Source organism: Luteimonas sp. TWI596, assembly GCF_039674105.1.
In the GTDB taxonomy this organism is placed as follows: Bacteria; Pseudomonadota; Gammaproteobacteria; order Xanthomonadales; family Xanthomonadaceae; genus Luteimonas.
Map to the genome: position 1 here is coordinate 79,214 of NZ_JBDJMU010000014.1, position 23,374 is coordinate 102,587.

A 23,374-nucleotide genomic window follows, 5' to 3' on the forward strand; every position below is an offset into this window, starting at 1 on the left:
GGGCGCGGGACGCCTGAACGGGACGCATTGACCGGCGCTGCGTGTGCGCATGTCCCAGACAGACGCCGGTGTATGCTCCGCGGCCTTCGTGCCCTGCGATTGCCGTGGGGCGCACGCGCGAGGTGGGCATGGCAGGGTCGATGCGACGTTGGCTGCAGACGCTCAGCGCGTGGTCGATCGCGCACGCCGAGGCGCTGCGCCGCATCGGGCTCATCGCCGGTGTGCTGGCGATCGGCACCCTGCTCGCGGTCGCCGTCCATGGCTTCTGGCACGAGCTGCGCTACGACGAGATCGTCGCTGCGATCGAGGCCACGCCGGGCCTGCGGATCGCGCTGGCGATCCTGGCCACCGCGATCAGCTTCGCTGCGCTGGTCGGCTACGACGCGAGTGCGCTGCGCTATGTCGGCGCGCGCGTGCCGGTGCGGACGGTCGCCAAGACCGCGTTCGTCGCCTACGCGCTGAGCAACACGATCGGCCTGGGCGTGTTCACCGGCGGCGCGGTGCGCATGCGCCTCTATGGGGCTGCGGGCGTCGAGCCGGGCGAGGTGTCGCGCGCGATCGTCTTCAACGCATCGGCGTTCGGGCTCGGGGCCTGCGCCGTCGGCGGCGCCGGGCTGTGGTGGGATGCCGCGGCGCTCGCGCCAATGCTCCACTTGCCGGCCGGAGTCGTGGCTTGGCTGGGTGCGCTGGCGGTGGCCGCGGTGCTGGCGCTGCTCGTGGTATGCCAGATCCGCGGACGCGTGGGTCGTCTCCGCCTGCCGACGCCCGGCCTGGCCTGGACCCAGCTCGCGCTGTCGGTGGTCGACATCACAGCGGCCGCCGCGGTGCTGTGGTTGCTGTTGCCCGAAGGCGGGGTCGGCTTCGCGACGTTCCTCGGGTTCTATGCCGCGGCGGTGGTGGTGGGGGTGATCAGCCATGTGCCCGGCGGGCTGGGCGTGTTCGAGGCGGTGATGCTGGTCGCGCTCGCCGATCGCGTGCCGGCGGGCACGCTGGCCGGAGCGCTGGTGCTCTACCGCCTGGTCTACTACGTGCTGCCGCTGCTGATCGCGCTGGGCGTACTGGTGCTGCACGAGACCGGGCGCCTGGCGTCGCCGGCCCGCCGGTTCCTGGCCGGGCTGGCGCCGCGCGTGCTGGCGGGCGCGACCCTGGTGGCGGCGGTGATGTTGCTGGTCTCCGGGGTGACCCCGGCCACCGGCCGCGCGCTGCGGATGCTCGCGCTGGTCCCGCTGCCGCTGGTGGAGGCGGCGCATTTCCTCAGTTCGGTCATCGGTGTGTTGCTGTTGTTCGTCGCACGCGCGCTGCTGCGTCGGCTCGATGCTGCCTGGTGGGCGGCCGTCGTGCTGGTGACGCTGGCGCTGGCGTTCGCGCTGCCCAAGGGCGTGGCCGTGACCGAAGCGACGGTGCTGGCGGCGCTGTTGCTGGCGCTGCTCGCCTCCAGGCGCCAGTTCACGCGCCGCGCGTCGTTGCTGGCAGTCCCGTTCACCGGTGGCTGGCTGCTGGCGATGGCGGTGATCTGTGTCGCGTTGGTCGGCCTGCTGTTCTTCGCCTACCGCGATGTCGCCTACGCCCACCAGTTGTGGTGGCAGTTCGCGTTGTCGGGCGAGGCGCCGCGCTCGTTGCGGGCCTTGGTGGCGATGGCAGTGGTCGCCCTGGCGCTCGCGCTCCGGCAACTGGTGCGTCCGGCCGTGCCGCCGCCGCCGTTGCCCGATGCTGCGCAACTGGCGCAGGCCCAGGCGATCGTGCGCGCGCACGACAGCGCCGACGCGGGGCTGGTGCTTACCGGTGACAAGCATCTGCTGTTCTCGGCATCAGGCGATGCCTTCCTGATGTACGGACGCCAGGGGCGGTCGTGGATCGCACTGTTCGATCCGGTCGGCCCGTACGCGGCCTGGCCGGACCTGGTCTGGACGTTCCTGGAGCGCGCGCGCGATGCGGGCGCGCGCGGGTGCTTCTATCAGGTCGGTCCGCAGGCGTTGCCGCTGTACCTCGATGCCGGCCTGCGACTGTTCAAGCTCGGCGAGTATGCGAGCGTGCCGCTGCCTGGATTCTCGCTGCAGGGCAGGCGGCGGGGCAGCCTGCGCACCGCGGTCAACCGGGCCGAGCGTGCCGGCCTGCGGTTCGAGATCGTCGACACGCCGGCCGTGCCGGCGTTGTTGCCGGCCTTGCGGCCGGTGTCCGAGGCTTGGCTCGCCCAGCATCGGACGGCCGAAAAGCGGTTCTCGATCGGCGCCTTCGACCCTGCATACCTGGCCTGCAATCCAGTCGCGGTGGTGCGTGACGAGACGCGGATCATCGCGTTCGCCAGCCTGCTCGTCGCTGGCAACCCGGCGGGCGAAGCGTCGGAGGCGAGCATCGACCTGATGCGGCACCTGCCCGATGCGCCGCCCGGCACGATGGATTTCCTGTTTGCGCGCCTGCTGCAGCAGTTAGCCGCAGACGGCTACCAGCGCTTCGGGCTGGGCATGGCGCCGTTGTCGGGCATGGCGACCCATGCGCTGGCGCCACAGTGGCACCGCATGGGGCGGCTGCTGTTCGCGCGCGGCGAGCAGTTCTACAACTTCCGCGGGCTGCGCGCGTTCAAGGACAAGTTCGACCCGCAGTGGAGTGCGCGCTATCTCGCCTCGCCCGGCGGTATCGCGCCGCTGTTGGTGCTGGCCGATGCCGCGGCATTGATTGCGGGCGGTTACCGAGGAGTCCTGTCGAAATGAAGCATGTCGTGAGGTGGGGCGTGGTGGCGGTCTTGCTGCTGGCCGGGCCGGCGGGTGCGCAGGAACGGCTGCGGCACGGATTCTTCGAGGAGGTCGTACTGACACGGCCGGCCGGGCAGGCGACGCATACCGTGTTGTTGCTCGACCAGGGCGAGGGTCGCGCTATCGCGCAGGCGCTGGCGGCCGACGGTGCCCTGGTCGCCGAGATCGACGTGCCACGGCTGCAGGCGGCGCTGGCGCGCGACGGCGGGGCCTGCGCGTTCCCGGATGGCGATCTGGAGAATCTCTCGCACTGGCTGCAGGGCTATGCGCGATTGCCGGACTACCGGCCGCCGGTGCTGGTGGGGCAGGGCGCGGGGGCGGCGATCGTCTACGCGATGGCCGCGCAGGCCCAGCCGGGCGTGTTCGCCGGTGCGGTCACGCGCGGCGCATTGCCGCCGCTGGCGTTGGGCAAACCACCGTGTCGCGGCGCGGGCACGCTGTTTGCCGCCCGTACGCCTCAGCCCGACACGGTGGCGCTGCAGCCGGTGCGCGCACTCGCCATGCCCTGGCTGGCACTGGGAAGCGCAGCCGAGCTTTCCGAACTCCAGCGCTTCGCGCGCGGCATCGATGGCGCGGCGGTGCGCGCGCACGGCGATGCGCCAGCGCCGTTGCGTGCCGCAGTCCAGCGCCTGGCGCGCCTGTCGGCCCGCGCGCAGCCGGCCGCGCCGCCTGCGGATGTGCGCGATCTGCCCTTGGTCGAGGTGCCCGCGCACGGGCCGGCGCAGCCAATGTTTGCGATCCTGCTCAGCGGCGACGGCGGCTGGGCCGGCCTCGACACCGAGGTTGCCGATGCGCTGGCGGCGCGCGGCATCGCCGTCGTTGGCTTCGATTCGCTGCGCTACTTCTGGTCGGCGCGCACGCCCGATGGTCTGGCGCGCGACATCGATCGCGTCATCCGGCGCTACGCCGCGCGCTGGGGACGGACGCGCGTGTTGCTAATCGGCTACTCGCAGGGTGCCGACGTGCTGCCCTTCGCGGTCAACCGGCTGCCGGCGGCGACCCGCGCGACGGTCGCGCACACGGTGTTGATCGGGCTGGGCCGGCGTGCCTCGTTCGAGTTCCATGTCGGCAACTGGCTGTCGGCGGAGGATCCCGATGCGCTGGAGATCGCGCCAGAAGTGCGACGCCTGTCGGCCGACCACGTGCTGTGCATCGAGGGCGAGGGCGACCATGACGCCACGTGTGCGGCCTTGCCGCCCGGCCATGTCACGGTCCGGACCTTGCCCGGCGGCCACCATTTCGACGGCGACTACGCGCGTCTGGCCGGCACGATCCTGGGCAGCGTCGGCGGGGCGGAAGCGCCGCGCTGAGCGTCAGCGCGGGCTGGTGTGCAGGACGCCGATGAAGGCGTCCACCAGATCGGGGTCGAGCCTGCGGGCGGCATCGGCCCGGAGCCGCGCCAGCGTCTGGTCGACGCCCAGGGCGGGGCGGTAGGGGCGGTCGCTGGTCATCGCGTCGTAGCTGTCGACGACTGCCAGCATGCGCGCCTCGAGCGGGATCGCTTCACCGATCAGCCCATCGGGATAGCCGCTGCCGTCGACCGCCTCGTGGTGGTGGCGGATGATCCGCGCGACCTCGTGGGCGTCCTGGCGACCGGTCGCGACGAACACCCGCGCGCCGCGTGCCGAATGGGTGCGCATGATCGCCAGTCGCTCCGGGTCCAGCCGATGCGGGTGCAGCAGCACGTCGTCGGGAATGCCGATCTTGCCAATGTCATGGAACCGCGCGGCCAGCACCAGCGCATGCCGGCGCGCGTGCGACAGACCGAGGCGGCGGGCCAGGGCGCTGGTCAGTCGCCCGACGCGGTCGCAGTGGCCATGGGTGTAGGTGTCGCGCTCGTGCAATGCCACCGTCAGCACATGCAGCGAGGCGACGAGGTCGTCGGGCGCGCGGTCGACATGCATGGCGGTGGAGGGCATCAGCGGACGGGCGATGACGAGGACGGGGCGAGGGCGATCAGCAGGCCGCGCGCGGTCTTGATCCGCGACTCGGCATCGGGCAGGTCGAGCATGACGCGCAGCTTGTCCGGCCCGTCCATACGGTAGCGCTGCGGCTGCCCCTGCACCAGTCCGATCACCGCCAGCGGGTCGACCTTGGGCTTGTCGACGAACTGCACGCGTCCGCCGCCCTCGCCCAGGTCGAGCTTGCGGATCCCCAGCGCGGTGGCCTGCAGCTTGAGATCGGCGACCTGGAACAGGTGCTTGGCGGCGTCGGGGAGCAGACCGAAACGGTCGATCATCTCCACCTGCAGCTCGCGCAGCCGCTCGGCGTCGCGCGCGCCGCTGATACGCTTGTAGAGCATCAGGCGGGTGTGCACGTCGGGCAGGTAGTCTTCGGGAATCAGCGCCGGGACGTGCAGTTCGACCTCTGCGCCACGCGCATCGGCTTCGTCGACGTCGGGCAGCTTGCCCTGCTTGATGCTGCGCACCGCCCGTTCGAGCAGTTCGGTGTATAGGCTGAAGCCGACCTCGGCCATCTGTCCGCTCTGGCCTTCGCCCAGCAGTTCGCCGGCGCCGCGGATCTCCAGGTCGTGAGTGGACAGCGTGAAGCCGGCGCCGAGTTCGTCCATCGAGGCGATCGCCTCCAGACGCTTGCGCGCGTCGCTGGTGATGCTGCGCAGGTCGGGCGTGACCAGGTAGGCGTAGGCGCGGTGATGCGAGCGGCCGACACGGCCGCGCAGCTGGTGCAGCTGGGCCAGGCCGAACTTGTCGGCGCGGTTGATGATGATCGTGTTGGCGTTGGGGATGTCGATGCCCGACTCGATGATCGTCGAGCACAGCAGCACGTTGAAGCGCTGCTTGTGGAAATCGAGCATGACCCGCTCCAGTTCGCGCTCGGGCATCTGGCCGTGGGCGATGCCGATGCGCGCGTCGGGCACCAGCTCCTGCAACTGGCGCTGCATGCGGCCGATGCTCTCGACATCGTTGTGCAGGAAGTAGACCTGCCCGCCGCGGCTGAGCTCGCGCTGGAACGCCTCGCGCAACTGGGCATCGTCCCAGGGCACGACGAAGGTCTGCACCGCCAGCCGGTGCGCAGGCGGCGTGGCGATGATCGACAGGTCGCGCAGGCCGGCCATCGCCATGTTGAGCGTGCGCGGGATCGGGGTCGCGGTGAGGGTCAGCAGGTGCACATTGGCGCGCAGCGCCTTGAGCGCCTCCTTCTGGCGCACGCCGAAGCGCTGCTCCTCATCGACGATCACCAGCCCCAGGTCCTTGAACTTCACGTCCGGCTGCAGCAGGCGATGGGTGCCGACGATGACGTCGATCTCGCCGCGGGCGAGCTTCTCGAGCTCGGCCTTGATCTCCTTGGTGCTCTTGAAGCGCGAAAGCACCTCCACGCGCAGCGGCCAGTCGGCGAAGCGGTCGGCCATCGTGCGGTAGTGCTGCTCGGCCAGCAGCGTGGTCGGCACCAGCACTGCGACCTGCTTGCCGGCGGCCGCGGCGACGAAGGCCGCACGCACGGCGACCTCGGTCTTGCCGAAGCCGACGTCGCCGCAGACCACGCGGTCCATCGGCTGGCTGCTGCCCAGATCGCGGATCATCGCCTCGATCGCGGCGTGCTGGTCGGGCGTTTCCTCGAACGGGAACGCGGCGGCGAACGGCTCGTACATCGACCGGTCGACCTCCAGCGCCAGTCCGGCCCGCGCCTGGCGCTTGGCCTGGATCTCCAGCAGCTCGGCGGCGACATCGCGGACCTTGTCGGCGGCCTTCTTCTTGGCGCGGGTCCAGGCCTCGCCGCCGAGCGAATGCAGCGGCGCGGTCTCCGGCGATGCGCCCGAATAGCGGTTGACCAGGTGCAGCTGCGACACCGGCACGTACAGCCGGTCGCCCTTGGCGTACTCGATGTCCAGGTACTCGCCCGGCTGGCCGCCGGCTTCGAGTACGACCAGGCCGCGGTAGCGCCCGACGCCGTGGTCCTCGTGCACGATCGGCGCGCCCTCGCTGAGCTCGCCCAGATCGCGGATGATGGTCTCGGGATCGCGCCCGGCCCGGCGTCGACTGCGCGGCTGCGCGGCGCGCTCGGGGAACAACTGGCGTTCGGTGAGCACCGTCATCTGCGGGGCATCGAGCGCGAAGCCGTCTTCGAGCGGCGCCACTGCGATCGCGAAGCGCGCAGCGTCGTCGACGAACGCATCGAAGTCCGCCAACACCGTCGGGCGCAGTTCGGCGGCCTGCAGCACCTCCAGCAGCGCTTCGCGGCGGCCGGCCGAATCGGCCGCGATCAGCACGCGCCCGGGGTAATGGCCCAGGAAGGTCTTGAGCGCCTGGGCCGGGGCCTGGTCGCGGGCGGCCAGCGGCAGCTCGGGGGCCGGCTGCTCGCCGAGCGCGGCGGCCTGGTCGCGGCGCGGGTGCGTGGCGTCGCACAGCTCGATCCGGGTGCCCTGGTTGAGGCGTTCGCGCAGCGCGTCGGGCGCCAGCCACAGTTCGGCCGGCGGCAGCAGCGGACGCTCGATGTCGTGGCGCAACTGGTCGTAGCGATGGTCGATCTGCGCCTGGAACTGGTCGCTGGCCGCGGACACCCCGACATCGAGCACCGGCAGCGCGTTCGCGGGCAGATAGTCGAACAGCGTGGCCGTGCTCGGCGCGGGAGCGCCGCGTTCGGCCAGGGCGCGCCGGGGCGCGTCGAAGAACAGCGGCAGGTAGTACTCGATGCCCGCCGGTGCCGCACCGGCCTTGAGATCCTGGTACAGCCCGCTGCGCCGGGTGTCGATGTCGAAGCGCTCGCGCAGCGCGTCCATCGCGCGTGCCAGCGACGCTTCGTCCAGCGGCACCTCGCGGCCGGGCAGCATGCGTAGGGCGTCGATCTTCTCCAGCGACCGCTGCGACTCGGGGTCGAAGGCGCGGATCGTCTCGATCGCGTCGTCGAACAGCTCGACCCGGTACGGCTGGCTGGCGCCCATCGGGAACACGTCGAGCAGCCCGCCGCGCACGGCGAAGTCGCCCGGGTCGTGGACCTGCGGGACATGGGCGTAGCCGGCGCTTTCCAGGCGACGTTTTTCGGCGTCGAGATCGAGGGTCTGGCCGACGGCGAGGTCGAAGCTGCTTCCAGCGATGTGCTTGACCGGCGCCAGCCGCTGCATCAGCGTCTGTACCGGCACCACGACGATGCCCCGTGTCAGCCCAGGCAGGCGGTGCAGTGCGGCCAGGCGCTGGGAGACGATGTCCGGATGCGGGCTGAAGCGGTCGAAGGGCAGCGTCTCCCAGTCCGGGAATGGCACCACCGGCAACGCCGGGTCGTCGCCGCCGAGCGTGCGCAGGTCGTGTTCGAGCTGATGGGCGCCGTGGTTGTCGCGCGCGACCAGCAGCAGCGGCCCGGCGTGTACGCGGGCGGCTTGCAGTACCGCCCAGGCCAGCGCACTGCGGCTGGCGGGCGCGCGCCACCAGGCGCGGGGATGGCCGGCACCGGGCAACGGCGGGGCGGTGGCGGAAGCAGGGGAGTTGGGCATCGGAACGTCGGGAAGCGGCACGGCGGCGGAAATGAGGCAAAACGACGACAGCGCCGGACGCCCGTCGGGCTTCCGGCGCGATCAACCTGTCAGTCTAAACGAAGCGGTCTCGCACCCTGAGACAGGGCGCGGCACGCGGTGCGGCGCGAGGGGGCCATCGCCGGGACCCGGCGATGCCGCGCCAACCTCGGCAGGCCTCAGCCCAGCGGCGGATGCGGCGCTTCGGGGGCTGCGCTCTCGGGCGAGCGCTTGAGATCCAGCGAGACCCGGATCATGCCCGGTGCCTCGCCCGCGGTCTGCTGGAATCCGAGCGACTTGGCCAGCGCGCGCATCGGCTCGTTCTCTTCGAGCACATCGCCGTACAGGCGGTCCAGCCGCTTGCCCTTGGCCCAGCGCACCAGGCGCCGCATCAAATGGCGCCCCAGTCCCATCCCGGCAACGTAGTGGCTGACCAGGATGTGGAACTCGGCATGCCGGGTGCCGGGCAGGATCGCGGCGCGCGCGACCGCGCCGACCAGTGCCTCGCCCGGGGTCATGGGCTCGGCGGCAACCAGCACGAACTCCGACTTGGGGTTGGGCTGGGTCAGCCGGAGCGCAGTCTCGGGCGAGAGCTCCTTCTTGGCGTACAGAAAGCGCTGGCGGACCTCGTCGGGTTCCAGCAGCGCGAAGGCCGCGCGTAGCGGGTCGGCATCGGCGGGACGGATCGGCCGGATCAACACCTGGCGGCCGTTCGCGAGACGGATTTCCTCGTGCCAGGGAGGGAGGCGGTTGCGTGCGGTCATCGAAGGTCGGGCTGGAAGGGTGGGGCCGACCATACCCAACTCCGCGATTCAGGTACCGTGAAGGCAGGCCGCGAACCGCCGCAGCCACCGCCATATCCTGCGCAGTGTTCAGGCCGGTTCGCGCAGCCAGTGCAGGCGGGTGTCGGCACCGGCCTCGCCCAGGGCGTCGCGCAAGGCCTCGAGCGCCGGCGCGAGCGCATCGGCCAGCGCCCACGGCGGGTCGACCAGCAGCAGCCCGCTGCCGTTCATCCGCAACGGCGAGTCGTCGCCGCGGACCAGCAACTCCACCACCAGCGTCGAGCGGCTTTGCAGCCGGCCGGCTGCGCGCAGGAATGGGGCGAGCGTGCGCCGCTGCTTGATCGGGTACCACAATGCCTGGACCGCCTGCGGCCAGCGCGACAGCGCATCGCGCATGGCGAGCAGGGCGGTGTCGAACTCCGCGCGCTGCGCTTCGTAGGGCGGGTCGATCAGCACCAGGCCGCGGGCGAACTTCTGCGCGCCGTGCCGCGGCGGCAGCAGCGCGCGGCAGGCCTCGTAGCCGTCGCGTGCATGCACCGCCACGCGCGGGTCGCAGCCGACCGCCTGGCGCAGCGCGGCCAATGCGCCGGGCTCGATCTCGCAGCAGGCGATCCGGTCCTGTGCGCGCAGGGCGTGGGCGAGCAGCCAGGGCGAGCCGGGGTAGGCATCGGCGCCGTGGGCGGCGCGACAGGCCGCGACGGCGTCCAGATACCGCGCGATTGCGGGTGTCGCCCTGGGGGCGGCCAGCAGCCGGCCGATGCCCGCCTGCGCTTCGCCGGTCCGCTGCGCGGGATCGTCGCTCAAGCGATAGAGACCGGCGCCGGCATGGGTGTCGAGCGCGAAGCAGGGCGCCGGCTTGACGGCGAGCGCGTCGCAGATCGCGAGCAACACGACGTGCTTGAGGACGTCGGCGTGGTTGCCGGCGTGGAAGGCGTGGCGGTAGTTCATCGACATAGGGTAGCGGCGCGCGACGGGCCTCGCCGTATGCTGTGCGCGGTTTCCATTCGCGCCGCGCCATGTCCCGCATCCTGCTCGTCGAGGACGAGCCTGCCATCGCCGATACCGTCGCCTACGCGTTGCGCGCAGAGGGCCACCAGATCCGGCATTGCCTCGACGGCCGCACGGCGCTGGCCGCGGCGGCCGCACAGACATTCGATCTGGCCATCCTGGATGTCGGGCTGCCGGACGTCAGCGGCTTCGCCCTGTGCGCGGACCTGCGTCGGCAGTCGCTGTTGCCGGTGATCTTCCTGACCGCGCAGTCCGCAGAGGCCGAGCGCGTGCTCGGCTTCGAACTCGGCGCCGAAGACTATATGGCCAAGCCGTTCTCGCTGCGCGAGCTCGTTGCCCGCGTGCGGGTGGCGCTGCGGCGCGGCGTGGCGGCCAGCGAAGGCCGCGATGTCGCCAGTGCAGGCGCGTTCGAGCACGACCGTGCTGGGCTGCGCATCCGCTACCGCGGCCAGCCGCTCGAGCTCACCCGCTACGAGTACGGCCTGCTGGCGGCGTTGCTCGCGCGTCCGGGCGCGGTGCTCTCGCGCGCGCAGCTGATGGACCGGGTCTGGGAGGACGCCCCCGACAGCGGCGACCGCACCGTCGATACCCACGTCAAGACCTTGCGCGCCAAGCTGCGTGCGATCACCCCCGAAGCCGATCCGCTGCGCACGCATCGGGGGCTGGGGTACTCGCTGGACGTGGACTGACGGCGCGCCATGCGGATCGGGCTGCGGATCCTGTTGGGATACTTCGCGATCGTCGCGATCGCCGCGCTGCTGTTGCTGCGGGTGTTCACCCAGGAGGTCAAGCCAGGGGTCCGCCAGGCCATGGAGGACACGCTGGCCGACACTGCCGGCGTGCTCGCCGAGCTGGCGACCGACGACTTCCTGGCCGGGCGCATCGACGACGGCCGGTTCGCCGCGCGCATCCGCGCCCTGGCCGCGCGCCGTGTCGACGCCGAGATCTGGGGCTTCCGCAAGTCCGATGTCGCCTACCGGGTCTATGTCACCGATGCCGCGGGCATCGTGGTGTTCGATTCGAGCGGGCGCGACGTCGGACGCGACTATTCGCGCTGGAACGATGTCTACCTGACGCTGCGCGGCCGCTACGGCGCCCGGTCCAGCCGTCTGGATCCGGACGACGACGCGAGCTCGGTCATGCACGTGGCCGCGCCCATCCGCGACGGCAACCGCATCGTCGGCGTGCTGACGGTGGCCAAGCCCAACCGCACCATCGCGCCGTTCATCGCCCGCAGCCAGGCCACGATCATGCGCTGGGGCGGCGTGCTGCTGGGCGCGGCGTTGGCGATCGGTCTGCTCGCGGCCTGGTGGCTGTCGCGCCAGCTCGGTGCGCTGCGTCGCTATGCTGATGCGGTCACCGCCGGCGAGCGCGCGTCGCTGCCGCGCAGCGCCGGCGAGTTCGCAGACCTGGGCCGGGCGCTGGAGACGATGCGCGAGCGGCTCGAGGGCAAGCAGTACGTCGAGCGTTACGTGCACAGCCTGACCCACGAGCTGAAGGCGCCGTTGTCTGCGATCCGCGGCGCCGCCGAACTGCTCGAGCAGCCGCTGCCCGACGAGGACCGCGCGCGTTTCGCGGCGAGCGTGCGCACGCAAAGCGAGCGCATGACCCAGACGATCGACAAGCTGCTGGCGCTGGCGGCGGTCGAGCATCGGCAACGCATCGAGCGGCCCGAGCGCGTCGTGCTCGCCGATGTGCTCGATGCCGCGGTGGCGCCGTTCGCGGCCGATCCGGGACGGGTGCCGGTGCAGCTGAAGATCGACCCGGCCTGCCGCGATGCGGTGGTCTCGGGGGATGCCTATCTGCTGCGGCAGATGATCGCCAACCTGATCGACAACGCCTGCGACTTCTCTCCGGACGATGCCACGGTCGAAGTCGCCGCGGCGCCGTCGGACATCGGGGTCCGGGTGACGGTCGGCGATCGCGGACCGGGCATTCCCGACTACGCCCGGGCACGCGTGTTCGAGCGGTTCTACTCGCTGCCCAGGCCCGGTGGCGGCAGCCGCAGCAGTGGCCTTGGCCTGTCCTTCGTCGCCGAGGTCGCCGCGCTGCACGGCGGCCGTGCCGGACTCGACAATCGCGACGGCGGCGGTGCGCTGGCCGTGGTCGAGTTGCCACGCGATACTGCGACGCGCCCGACTTCATAGCCACTTCACACAGCCGCCATCGTCGCCCCATCGCGCCCGGGCACGCTGCCGCCACGTTCCCGGATTTGGAGTGGTGTCATGCGCTTGGCGTTGAAGATCGTGATCGTGGCCGGGTTGAGCCTGGCGATCCTGTTGCCGTTGTTGATGATCCGGGGCGTGATCCTCGATCGTCAGCGCTACCGTGCCGACGCGGTCGAGCGGATCGCACGCAGCGAGGCCGGGAGCCAGACCCTGACCACACCGGTGCTGGTGGTGCCGTACGTGGAGACGGTCGAGGTGGACGAGAAAGATGCCCAGGGGCGATCGACCGGGACCGTGCAGCGCGAGCGTGAGAACCGCTGGATCTTTTTTCCGAGCACGGCGGACGTGACCGGGACGATGGCGCCCTACACCCGACGGTTGGGGCTGCACGAGGTACGCATGTACGTGCTCGAAGGCCAGTTGCGGGCCGGCTTCGATGTGCGCATTCCCGACGATCGCGATGCCGTCGCGCCGCGCCGGATCGGCCGGCCTTACATCAGCTACGGCATCACCGACGTGCGCGGCCTGCGCGGAACGCCGCGACTGCGGCTCGACGATGTGCAGGTGGCATTGGCACAAGGCGCCGGCGGCGACCTGGGCTCGGGCCTGCATGCCGCGCTGGCGCCGCCCGCGGCCGGCGACCGGCTGCAATTGCGCACCACGCTGGATCTGGCGCTGTCGGGCAGCGAGGCGCTGGCGGTGGTGCCGCTGGCCGGCGAGACCCGGGTCGCGGTCGATTCGCCCTGGCGCCATCCGCTGTTCAACGGCCGCTTCCTGCCCACGACGCGAGAGATCGGCCAGGACGGCTTCCGCGCTGAGTGGGCGGTGTCCTCGCTGGCCAGCGATGCGCAACTGCAGGTACGCAACGGCGCCCGCGCCGATCGCGATACTGCGGCGATGCTGCGCGAACACGGCGAGGCGGGGATCGATGCGCTGGGCATCGCCCTGGTCGACCCGGTCGATGCCTACGTGCGCGCCGATCGCGCCAGCAAGTACGGCGTGCTGTTCGTCCTGCTGACCTTCGCCGGGTTCTTCCTGTTCGAGATGCTGCGGCAACTGCGCATCCACCCGATCCAGTACGCGATGGTCGGACTGGCGCTGGCGATCTTCTTCCTGTTGCTGGTCGGCCTGTCGGAGCGCATCGCGTTCGGCTGGTCGTATCTGGCCGCCAGCATCGCCTGCATCGGCCTGATCGGCGTTTATCTGTCGGCGGTGCTGCGCAGCCGCGCCTGGGGCGCCGGTTTCGCCGGGATGCTGGCGATCCTCTACGCCGCGCTCTACGGCCTGCTGATCTCGGAGGACAACGCGCTGGTGCTCGGAGCGGGCCTGCTGTTCGCGATCCTGGCGGCGATCATGCTCACGACACGGCGCGTGGACTGGTACGCCCTGTCGGAAGCAACGGCGACTGCCACGCCGCCGCCGCTGCCCGATCGCTGACGCGCGTCAGCGACATGCGACGCAGCCGCGGGCTTCGGTCCGCGGTTGCGTCGTTTTCAACGGTGAGTGGGCGGTGCGTCGGTGCGGCAGACGCGCTCCAAGGTCCCTCAGAAGCCGGCAACCCACAGCGCGGCGGCGCCCAGTGCGCCGCCGATCGCGGTCGCGGCGAGTACGTCGCTGGGGTAGTGCAGGCCGAGCACCACACGCGAGGCCGCGACCGCGGCTGCGAACGGCACCAGCCACCAGGCCAGCGCCGGGTAGTGCGCGATGGCGACGGTCGAGAATGCGACCGCATGCAGGGTATGGCCGGACGGAAAGCTGAACTCGTCAAGCGGCGCGACCCAGGCGCGGATGCGTACGTCGGCCGCGAACGGCCGCGGCCGCTTGGTCCAGCGCTTCAGGCGGCGGTACAGCAGCAGGGCCACCGCGCCGGTGGCCGCCATGTGCGCGGCCGCGAATGCGCCGTCGAGGCCATCGAGCACCACCAGCGCAGTCATCAAGGCGTACCAGAACACGCCGTCGCCGAGCCGGCTGACGGTCGCGAACCCACGGCGGATCCACACACGGGTGCAGGCACGGTTGGCGCGCAGGCACCAGCCCATGTCGTGGAGGTACAGGCGGCTACGCGGCGCGGTGTGCATGGCGATCGACCTGTCGGACGGGAACAGAGGCGGCGCGCGCGCGTGGCGCGGCCAGCAGCGCATCGAGGTCGGCGGCGACCTGGGCCGGCGTCAGCCGTTGCATCGCCCGGCGCCCGGCGCGGGCCATCGCCGCGCGGCCGGCATCGTCCTGGGCCAGCCGCAGCGCTGCGGCGACGAAGGCGGCGTCGCCGTGTGCATCGTCCGTAATCCGGGCGCCGTGCAGGCCGTCGACCAGGTGCTCGGAGGCCGCGCCCAGGTCGAAGGCCACCTGCGGCACGCCGCTGGCCATGGCCTCGAGCACGACATTGCCGAAGGTCTCGCTGCGACTGGGGAACAGGAACAGGTCGGCGCTGGCAAAATGCCGGCCGAGCGCGTCGCCGCGCTGCGCGCCGGCGAACACGAGATCGGGATGGGCGTGCGCGAGCGATTCGCGCAACGGACCGTCGCCGACCAGCACCATCCGGGCATCCGGCCGCTGCTGCTGCAGCCGACGGAAGGCGTGGATCGCCAGCGGCAGGTTCTTCTCGGCTGCGATCCGGCCCACATGGACCACCGCCAATCCGCCTGGCGGGAGGCCCCAGGCCGCGCGCAGCGCCGGGTCGCGCCGCGCCGGGTCGAACTGTGTGCAGTCCACCGCGCGCGACAGTACGACCGCATGGCCGATGCGCTGGGCCTGCAGCCAGGTGGCGAGCGCCTGGGTCGCGACCACCGTGGCATCGGCGCCGCCGTGGAAGCGCCGCATCCACGCCAGCGCCAGCGGTGCCAGCGCGCGCAGGCCGTAGTCGGCCATGTACAGGTCGAAGCGGGTGTGCAGCGCGGTGACGACCGGGATGCCGAGCGCGCGCGCGGCGCGGATCGCCGAGCCGCCGAGCAGGGTTTCGGTGGCGACGTAGACCGCATCGGGGCGCTGCACACGCCAGGCCGCCTGCAGGCGGGTCTGGATCGGCAGCCCGACGCGCAGCGACGGATAGCGCGGCACTCGCAGGCCGCGGACCCGCAGCGCAGCATCATCGCTGCCCGCCGGCTCGCCCGGCTGGCGGGGGTGGATCACCTCGACCGCATGGCCGCGCGCGCGCAGGCCGGCGACGTAGGCCTGCAGGGTCAGCGCCACCCCGTTGAGGTCGGGCGTGTAGGTGTCGGTGACGATCGCGTAGCGCATCGTTCGGTCCGCTGCCGTGGCAGCCGCGATGATCGCGGTGCGACATGCCCGTGCAATGACCGCACGGCGACGGAACGATGACAGCAGCAGGCGGGCGCCCCAGCCCGCGCTGCGTTCACTCCGCGGCGAGCACCAGCTTCACGCCGAGCGCGCCGAGGTCCTCGGGTTCGCATTCCAGGTCCACGCGCAGCAGCGGCCGGGCATCGAGCCAGTGGCGGGAAACCTGCAGCCGCAGCGCGTCGCCGTAGACGCTTGCTTGCAACTGCGGGATCTCGTCGGGCTCGTGGCTGCGGTGCAGCAGCACCGCCAGCCGCAGCAGGGTGGCGGTGTAGCGGGCCTGGCGCAGCAGGCGGTCGGGCAGGGCGTCGAAGGCCGACTTGGGCACCTTGCGGCGGTGGCAGCGCACCAGCGCGGCCAGGAACTGCTGCTCCTGACGCGAGAAGCCGGCGATGTCCGAATGCGCCAGCACGTAGGCGCCGTGGACGTGGTACTGACTGTGTGCGATGACCAGGCCGATCTCGTGCACGCGTGCCGCCCAGGCCAGCATGCGCAGGTCGTCGCCGTCGAGCTGCCAGGGGCGCGCGACCTGGTCGAACAGCCGCAACGCGGTCGCCTCCACCCGCGCCGCGTGGGCGCCGTCGATGCCGTAGCGCTGCACCAGCGCCTCGATCGAGGTCTCGCGCGGGTCGGCCTCGCCGCGGCGGCCGAGCATGTCGTGCAACACACCCTCACGCATCGCCGCCTTGCTGACGTGCATGCGCTCGATGCCCAGGACCTCGAACGCGGCCTCGAGCACCAGCACGCCGCCAGCGATGATCGGCCGACGGTCCTCCGACAGCCCGGGCAGGTCGATGGCATCGATCTGGCCGGCCTGCAGCAGCCGGTCGCGCACGACCGGCAGCGCGTTGGCGGTCACCGCGCCTTTGGTCAGCTTCATCGCCGCGCAGATTTCGCCGATCGCCTTGTTGGTGCCCGAGGCGCCGACGACTTCCTGCCAGCCGAGTGCGCGGTAGGTGCTGGCGAATTGCTGGAACTCGGCGGCGACTTCGGCCAGCGCCTCGCGCCAGCGGCGCCGGGTCAGCTTGCCGTTGGCGAAGAAGCGCCGCGTGCTGGCGATGCAGCCCACCTGCAGGCTCTCGCGCTCGAGCGCATTGAAGCCGCTGCCGATGATGCATTCGGTCGAGCCGCCGCCGATGTCGATCACCAGCCGGCGGTGGCCCGGCTTGGGCGGCTGCGCGTGGGCGACGCCCAAATAGATCAGGCGGGCCTCCTCGCGGCCTGCGATGATTTCGATCGCATGGCCCAGCGCGGTCTCGGCCGGCACCAGGAAGGCCTGCGGCGCGGCCAACCGGCGCACGGCGTGCGTGGCCAGCGCCCGCACGTGCTGCGGCGGGATGTCGCGGATGCGCTCTCCGAAACGCGACAGGCACTGCAACGCACGCTGGCGCACAGCCGCGTCCAGGCCGCCGCGTGCGTCCAGGCCTTCGGCCAGGCGCACGGTCTCGCGCAACCGGTCGACCACGCGCAACTGGCCCAGCGTGTAGCGGGCGACGATCATGTGGAAGCTGTTGGATCCCAGGTCGATTGCGGCGAGCATGTCGCCGTCCTCGATCGGCGGCGTCAGCGCATCGGCGAGTGCGAGCGTGTCCTGTCCGGTCATCACGGTCCTGCGTGGCGCGACGCGCGCGGCGCCACGTGGCGGTGGGAAGTGCGCATGGTAAAGCATGCGGTGGGCGCGCAAACCGTGATGGCGTGCGCGATGCCGTGCATCCCGGCGCAGCGCGCGCCCGCCGACCGTCGTCGCGTCAGCCGCACAGGCGCGCGAGCAGCCAGCCCTGCGCCGAGTGCGGCATCGCATCGCCCTCGGGCACAAGCCGCTCGTAGCTGCCGTCCTCGCGCAGTTCCCAGGCGTTGATGTTGTCGGCCAGATAGTTGTCCAGGGACTCGGTGCGCACCCGGGTCGCGACCTGGGGATCGAGGATCGGGAAGCACGTCTCCACGCGCCGCAGCAGATTGCGCTCCAGCCAATCGGCACTGGCGCAGAACAGCTCAGGATCGCCATCGTTGGCGAACCAGTAGACGCGATGGTGCTCCAGGAACCGTCCGACGATCGAACGCACCCGGATGTTCTCCGAGATGCCCGGCACGCCCGGTCGCAACGCGCAGGCGCCGCGCACAATCAGTTCGATCTTCACTCCGGCCTGCGAGGCCGCGTACAGCGCGCGCATGACCTGCGGCTCGTTGAGGGCGTTCATCTTGGCCACGATCCGCGCCGGGCGGCCCTGCGCCGCATGCCGGGTTTCGCGCTCGATCCGCGCGATGATGCCGGGCTGCAGCGTGAACGGCGATTGCAGCAGGCGTTCGAGCTCGATCGCCGGCGCCAGCCCCGAAAGCTGCTGGAAGATCAGGTGGACATCATTGCCGATCTGCGGGTCGGCGGTGATCAGCCCGAAGTCGGTGTAGGCGCGCGCAGTGCCGGCGTGGTAGTTGCCGGTGCCCAGGTGCACGTAGCGGCGCAGCTTGCGTCCCTCGCGGCGCACGATCAGCAGCATCTTGGCGTGGGTCTTGAAGCCGACTACGCCGTAGACCACCTGCACGCCGGCCTCCTGCAGCCGGTCGGCGAGGCCGAGGTTGGCCTCCTCGTCGAACCGCGCGCGCAGCTCCACGACGACCGTGACGTCCTTGCCGTTGCGCGCCGCGGTGACCAGGTGCTCGACGATCGCCGAATCCTTGCCGGTGCGGTAGAGCGTCTGCTTGATCGCCAGCACATTCGGGTCTTCCGCCGCCTGCTTGATCAGCTCGAGCACCGGCGCGAAGGAATCGAAGGGATGATGCAACAGCACGTCGCCATCGGCGACGATCTCGAACATCGCATCGTTGCCAGGCAGCTGGCGCTGCTGGAAGGTCGGGAACTTCAGATCCGGGCGCTGCACCAGGTCGAAGATCTGGCTGACACGGTTGAGGTTGACCGGCCCGTCGATCCGGTAGACCGCGTTCTCGGGCAGGTCGAAGTTCTGCAGCAGCGTGCGCACGATCGCCTTGGGACAATTGGCCGCGATCTCCAGCCGCACCGCGCGCAGGTAGCCGCGGCCGGCGAGTTCGTCGCGCAGCGCCAGCGCCAGGTTCTCGACCTCCTCCTCGTCGACGATCAGTTCCGAATTGCGGGTGACCCGGAACTGGTACGCCCCGCGCACGTCCATGCCGGGGAACAGCTCGTGCACGAATTCCGACAGCACGGCCGACAGGAATACGAAGTCGTACTCGCCACCCGATACGCGCTCGGGCAACTGGATGATGCGCGGCAGCGAGCGCGGTGCGCGCACGATCGCCAGATTGCCGATCCGGCCGAATGCGTCCTTGCCCTTGAGCACCACGACGATGTTGAGCGACTTGTTGAGGATCTTCGGAAACGGGTGTGCGGGGTCCAGCCCGAGCGGCGAGAGCACCGGCATCACTTCTTCGCGGAAGTACGCCCGCAGCCAGCGCTTCTGCCGCGCCGTCCAGGTGTCGCGGCCGAGGATCCGCACCCCGGCTGTGCCCAGCGCCGGGCGCAGGATCTGGTTCCAGCACGCGTACTGCGCCTCGACCAGGGCGGCGGCCCGCTCATGGATGCGCTTGAGCACCGTCGCCGGCGGCAGGCCATCGGGGGGCAACGGCATGCCGAAGTCCTGTGCGTGGCGGACGGTCGCGGCCCGGATCTCGAAGAACTCGTCGAGATTGGTGCACGAGATGCACAGGTACTTCACCCGCTCGAGCAGCGGCACCGATTCGTCGAGCGCCTGGGCCAGGACCCGGAAGTTGAAATCGAGCTGCGACAGTTCGCGGTTGAGATACAGCGCAGGATCGAGCAACGGATCGCCTGCGGTCGGCGGCGGCGCGGCGTCGCGTCCGGTGGTGCGCGCCGGCCGGCGCGGACGCGGCGGCTTGCCGGGGGCGGGGGGATGGCTCATCCGAAGGCTCCTGTGACGTGGGGGTCGCGCGCGCGGACGCGCTCGGCGGTGAAATGGCAGGCGAAGCGGCTGCCGCGCCCGACCTCGCTGTCGATCTCCAGCCGCGCCTGGTGCAGATGCAGCACGTGCTTGACGATCGCCAGCCCCAGCCCGGTCCCGCCCGACTCGCGCGAGCGGCTGGTCGAGACCCGGTAGAAGCGCTCGGTGATGCGCGGCAGGTGCGCGGCCGGGATGCCGTAGCCCGAATCGTCCACAGACAGCGCGACCCCGCCGTCGCGCGTGGGGGCATAGCGGATCGCGATGCGCCCACCCGGCGGCGTGTAGCGCACCGCGTTGCTGACCAGGTTGGAGAACGCGCTGTGCAACTCGCGGGTCGAGCCGACCAGATCGGTGTCCGAGGCATCCTCGACGTCGATCCTATGCCGGCCCTGGCTGAGCATCTCCAACTCCCGGCGGAGCGAGGCCAGCATCGAGGCCATCGACACGATCTCGTCGCCCACGCCCTCCTGCGCCTCCAGCCGCGACAGCGTCAGCAGGTCCTCGACCAACTGGGTCATGCGCTGCGACTGGCGTTGCATCTCCTGCAGCATCGGCGCCCATTCGGGCTGCTCCTCGGGGTCGAGCATGTCCAGATACCCGTGGACCACGGTCAGCGGCGTGCGCAATTCGTGCGAGACGTTGGCGACGAAATCGCGGCGCATTTGCTCCAACCGGACCAGGCGGGTGACATCGCGCACCAGCAGCAGCCACAGATCGTCGGAATAGGGAATCAGCCGCAGCTCCAGCCGGGTGCCCGACGAGAATGGCGAGGGCACGTCCAGCAACGGCTCGGCGCGCCGGCCCTGGGCCAGCCAGTGCGCCAGCGGCAGCGGCTGCAGCGCCGCGCCGACCGGGCGGCCGACATCGCGCGGCATCTGCAGGCCGAGCAGCGTCGTCGCCGCGCGGTTGACCCACTGCACCCGCTGGCTGTTGCGCTCGACCACCACGACCGCATCGGGCAGCGCCGCGGCGACCGCGCGATAGGCACGCAGCATCGCGATCAGGCGCCGCTTGCGATTGCGCATGTCCTGCTGGCCCCGGTGCAGCAGCCGGTCGGCCTCCTGCCAGACCCCGTCGCCCTGTGGTGGCGGCACCCGGCTGCGCGAGGTCAGCCGCCGCAGCAGGTCGTAGAGCTTCCAGTAATGCCAGGCGATCACGCCCAGCGCGGCAAGCGCCAGCGCCATCCACGCGTGGCCGGCGAGGGCGCCGGCGATCGTCGCGGCCGCGAGCACGGTCCCGAGCTGCAGCAGCGTACGGGTCCAGGCGGCGTGGAGACGAGGTGGCATGACGGCAAGTCTAGGCAATGTGGGCGGACAGGTCTGCGTGGGCGAGCGCAGCGTCGTGCGCCTGCGGCGTGCGGCGCTGTGCGGCGTCGCCGCGGGGCAGGGCGAGGGAAGCGCGCAGGTGCGTGCCAGGTGGCGCGGCGCTCACACCGACGCCGAGAATCGGTAGCCGGCGCCGCGAACCGTCTGCACCATGCCGTCCAGTCCGCTCGGCTCGAGCGTCTTGCGCAGCCGGCGGATGTGCACATCGACCGTGCGCTCCTCGACGTAGACACTGCCGCCCCAGACATGATCGAGCAGTTGCGAGCGGCTGTAGACGCGCTCGGGATGGGTCATGAAGAAATGCAGCAACCGGTACTCCGTCGGGCCGATCTGGACCGGTTCGTTGCCGGCGAACACCCGGTGCGCCGCGCCGTCGATGCGCAGCGTCCCCACTGTCACGCTGCCGTCCTCGTCGTCGTCGCGTGCCCGGCGCATCACCGCGCGGATGCGCGCCAGCAACTCGCGGGCCGAGAACGGCTTGACCACATAGTCGTCGACGCCGGCTTCCAGCCCGCCGACGCGATCGTTTTCCTCACCGCGCGCGGTGAGCATGATGATCGGGATATCGCGGGTCAGCGCATCCTTGCGCCAGCGCCTGGCCAGTTCCAGGCCGCTGGTCCCGGGCAGCATCCAGTCGAGCAGGATCAGGTCGGGCACGCGGTCGACGATCGCAGACTGGGCCTCGCGCGCGTCGCCGGCGTGCATCGGTTCGAATTCGCCCTTGCGCAGCGCGAACGCGACCATATCGCGGATCGCCGGTTCGTCGTCGACGATGAGGATGCGCTTGTGCATGGAGCTTTCCGTAGGACCGGGGAGTCCCCATTACACGACAGTTTTATGACGGTCCGGTGACAGGGGGGCGGCAAGGCGTGTCGGCGCTGCGGCGGCGCAGCGGCGCCGGCGCCGACGATCCGCCGGCCGGGCGCGTCCCGGCGCCCGTGACCAGCCCGTCAGCGCCGGCGCAGGTCCTCGTCGCGGACACCCTGGCGGTGCAGTTCCAGCACCATCGGGGTGATCGCGGCGATCCGCGCATCGATCCGCGCGCGGGCGTAGTAGTCCAGGTCCTCGCGCTTCTTGAGCGTATTGAGCTGGATCAGCGCCTGTTCCGCGCGGCCTCCCAGGAATGCCGCCTCGGCCCAGGCCTCGCCCGCCCGCACCGGGTCGCCGGCCATCTCGCTGGCGCGGGCGAATGCACGCTGGAAGGCCGGGTCGCCGCTCGAGCCGTTGAGCAGCGGCCGCAGCAGCGCCTGGGCGCGGCGCCCGGATTGGGCAGAGTCGCGCTCGAGCAGCAATGTCGCGTAGCTCAGCACGACCGCCGGATTGCGCGGCATCCGTTCGACCAGCGCCTCCAGGCGCCGGTCCGCGGCCGCGGACCGGCCGGCACGCGCATCGGCCTCGGCCATGCCCAGCGACAGCCAGACATCGCCGGGGTAGGTGTCGAGCAGGGCCGAGAGCTCGCGCGCGGCGACCTCGGCCTCGTTGGCGCGCAGGCGGGCAAAGGCCAGCCCGTAGCGCTGGGCATCGGTCAGGGTGCCGCTGCGGCGCATCGCCTCGTACTCGCGGATCGCCTGCGCCGGCGTATTGGCGCTGAGCACGCGCAGCCGCTCGCGCGCCCAGCCGAACTGGACCGGATCGGTGCCGCCGGTGGCGCCGGGCGGCAGGCGCAACGCGGCCGGCAACAGCGGGTTGTCGAGCGCGCGCAGCGGCGCCTCGGGCGCGCCGTCCACCGGCACACGCTCCACACGCGAGCCCTGCGGGGTCGTGGTCGTGACCTGCACGGTCTCGCGGGTCATGCGCTCGGCGCGATCGCGCGCCTCGCTGATGCGGGTCGTGGTGACCGGATGGGTCTTGAGATAGTCGGGCAGGCGCTCGCGTTCGCCGCCCTGGTTGGTGCGCGAGACCGCCTGCATGCGCTCGAACATCGAGGCCATCGCATCGGGGTCGTAGCCGCTGCGCGCCAGTGTGCGGATGCCGAGCCGGTCGGCCTCCGACTCGTTGGAGCGGGTGTAGTCGATCTGGCGCTGCAGGGCCAGGCCCTGGGCGCCGGCCAGCACCGCCATCGCCGCATCGTCGGAGGAACTGCTGCTGCTCTGCGAGGCCACCGCGATCGCGCCGAGCATCGCCAGCAGCATCGGGATCTGGTCGCGCTGGGCACGCTCGACGCCGCGCAACACATGCGACTGGGTCACATGCGCGACCTCGTGCGCGAGGACCGCGGCGACCTCGTCCTCGCTTTCGGCCGCCAGCACCAGGCCGGCGTTCATGCCGATGTAGCCGCCGAGCGTGGCGAACGCGTTGATGCTGCGGTCGCGCATCATGAAGAAGGTGAAGGGTTGCTGCGGCCGGTCGCTCGAAGCCGCCAGCCGTGTGCCGGTGGTGCGCAGCCAGTTTTCGACCAGTGGATCTTCCAGCACATAGTTGTAGTGCCGCAGCTGCGCCAGCAGCATCTGCCCGTACTCGGATTGCTTGGCGGGGCTGAGCACGGTGCCGGCCGACGAGCCGATATCGGGCAGCCGGGTGTCCTGGGCCGGCACGCCGAGCGACGCGACGACCAGCGTCAGCGCGATCGCCGAGGGCAGCAGGCGGACGCGGAAGGGAAAACGGCGAGGTCGGATCGTGGGCATCGGCTCGGTATCGAAGGGGCGGGGCCG

16 protein-coding genes are annotated in these 23,374 nt (G+C 71.2%); 5 read left to right on the top strand and 11 right to left on the bottom strand.

Annotation, left to right across the window (positions count from 1 at the left end; translation table 11 throughout):
- Positions 1-140 precede the first annotated feature (140 nt).
- Both mprF and ABE487_RS12090 read left to right on the top strand, forming a co-directional pair.
- Positions 141-2,708 carry a bifunctional lysylphosphatidylglycerol flippase/synthetase MprF gene (gene mprF, locus ABE487_RS12085; RefSeq protein WP_346447914.1) on the top strand — a complete coding sequence of 856 codons (2,568 nt, stop codon included), beginning with the start codon at positions 141-143 and terminating at the stop codon, positions 2,706-2,708.
- Entirely contained in the window at positions 2,705-4,060 is a 1,356-nt protein-coding gene (locus ABE487_RS12090; RefSeq protein ID WP_346442199.1) for an AcvB/VirJ family lysyl-phosphatidylglycerol hydrolase, read from the top strand. Before mprF ends, ABE487_RS12090 begins: the two co-directional genes overlap by 4 nt.
- A 3-nt stretch (positions 4,061-4,063) precedes the next feature.
- On the opposite strand, the gene ABE487_RS12095 is transcribed toward ABE487_RS12090, so the two are convergent.
- The 4 genes from ABE487_RS12095 to rlmJ form a co-directional block, all read right to left on the bottom strand.
- Positions 4,064-4,654 (bottom strand): HD domain-containing phosphohydrolase, encoded by a 591-nt coding sequence (locus ABE487_RS12095; RefSeq protein ID WP_346442198.1) that lies wholly within the window; start codon positions 4,652-4,654, stop codon positions 4,064-4,066.
- Positions 4,655-4,668: 14 nt separating this feature from the next.
- Positions 4,669-8,196: a transcription-repair coupling factor gene (gene mfd, locus ABE487_RS12100; RefSeq protein WP_346452204.1), complete on the bottom strand. Its 3,528-nt coding sequence runs from the start codon at positions 8,194-8,196 to the stop codon at positions 4,669-4,671.
- 197 nt (positions 8,197-8,393) lie between these two features.
- Complete coding sequence (locus tag ABE487_RS12105) at positions 8,394-8,978, bottom strand: GNAT family N-acetyltransferase (protein WP_346447917.1); 585 nt, start codon at positions 8,976-8,978, stop codon at positions 8,394-8,396.
- A 108-nt stretch (positions 8,979-9,086) separates the two neighbouring features.
- Positions 9,087-9,944, bottom strand: coding sequence for a 23S rRNA (adenine(2030)-N(6))-methyltransferase RlmJ (rlmJ, locus tag ABE487_RS12110; RefSeq protein ID WP_346447919.1), 858 nt, complete (start codon positions 9,942-9,944; stop codon positions 9,087-9,089).
- 68 nt (positions 9,945-10,012) lie between these two features.
- Between rlmJ and creB the strand changes: the two genes are divergently transcribed.
- The 3 genes from creB to creD all read left to right on the top strand — a co-directional run bounded on the left by creB (position 10,013) and on the right by creD (position 13,609).
- A complete protein-coding gene (creB, locus tag ABE487_RS12115) occupies positions 10,013-10,693 on the top strand; it encodes a two-component system response regulator CreB (RefSeq protein ID WP_346447920.1) in 681 nt (226 codons plus the stop codon).
- Between the two features lie 9 nt (positions 10,694-10,702).
- Positions 10,703-12,151, top strand: coding sequence for a two-component system sensor histidine kinase CreC (creC, locus tag ABE487_RS12120; protein ID WP_346447921.1), 1,449 nt, complete (start codon positions 10,703-10,705; stop codon positions 12,149-12,151).
- Positions 12,152-12,229: 78 nt separating this feature from the next.
- Entirely contained in the window at positions 12,230-13,609 is a 1,380-nt protein-coding gene (creD, locus tag ABE487_RS12125) for a cell envelope integrity protein CreD (protein ID WP_346447922.1), read from the top strand.
- Between the two features lie 107 nt (positions 13,610-13,716).
- Here creD and ABE487_RS12130 read toward each other — a convergent pair whose 3' ends face one another.
- From ABE487_RS12130 to ABE487_RS12160, 7 genes are all read right to left on the bottom strand, one after another.
- Entirely contained in the window at positions 13,717-14,250 is a 534-nt protein-coding gene (locus ABE487_RS12130; protein WP_346447924.1) for a phosphatase PAP2 family protein, read from the bottom strand.
- Positions 14,231-15,409 (bottom strand): glycosyltransferase family 1 protein, encoded by a 1,179-nt coding sequence (locus ABE487_RS12135; protein ID WP_346447925.1) that lies wholly within the window; start codon positions 15,407-15,409, stop codon positions 14,231-14,233. The genes ABE487_RS12130 and ABE487_RS12135 overlap by 20 nt, the downstream gene beginning before the upstream one ends.
- Before the next feature lie 115 nt (positions 15,410-15,524).
- Positions 15,525-17,069 (bottom strand): exopolyphosphatase, encoded by a 1,545-nt coding sequence (gene ppx / locus ABE487_RS12140; RefSeq protein ID WP_346447926.1) that lies wholly within the window; start codon positions 17,067-17,069, stop codon positions 15,525-15,527.
- Between the two features lie 145 nt (positions 17,070-17,214).
- Positions 17,215-19,359, bottom strand: coding sequence for a polyphosphate kinase 1 (ppk1, locus tag ABE487_RS12145; protein ID WP_346447927.1), 2,145 nt, complete (start codon positions 19,357-19,359; stop codon positions 17,215-17,217).
- Positions 19,356-20,684, bottom strand: a complete 1,329-nt coding sequence (gene phoR / locus ABE487_RS12150) for a phosphate regulon sensor histidine kinase PhoR (protein WP_346447928.1) — start codon at positions 20,682-20,684, stop codon at positions 19,356-19,358. Before phoR ends, ppk1 begins: the two co-directional genes overlap by 4 nt.
- Before the next feature lie 141 nt (positions 20,685-20,825).
- The gene (phoB, locus tag ABE487_RS12155) at positions 20,826-21,515 is read right to left on the bottom strand and encodes a phosphate regulon transcriptional regulator PhoB (RefSeq protein ID WP_346442186.1); all 690 of its coding nucleotides are present in this window, start codon (positions 21,513-21,515) and stop codon (positions 20,826-20,828) included.
- A gap of 158 nt (positions 21,516-21,673) precedes the next feature.
- Entirely contained in the window at positions 21,674-23,347 is a 1,674-nt protein-coding gene (locus ABE487_RS12160; protein ID WP_346452205.1) for a M48 family metalloprotease, read from the bottom strand.
- Positions 23,348-23,374 lie beyond the last annotated feature (27 nt).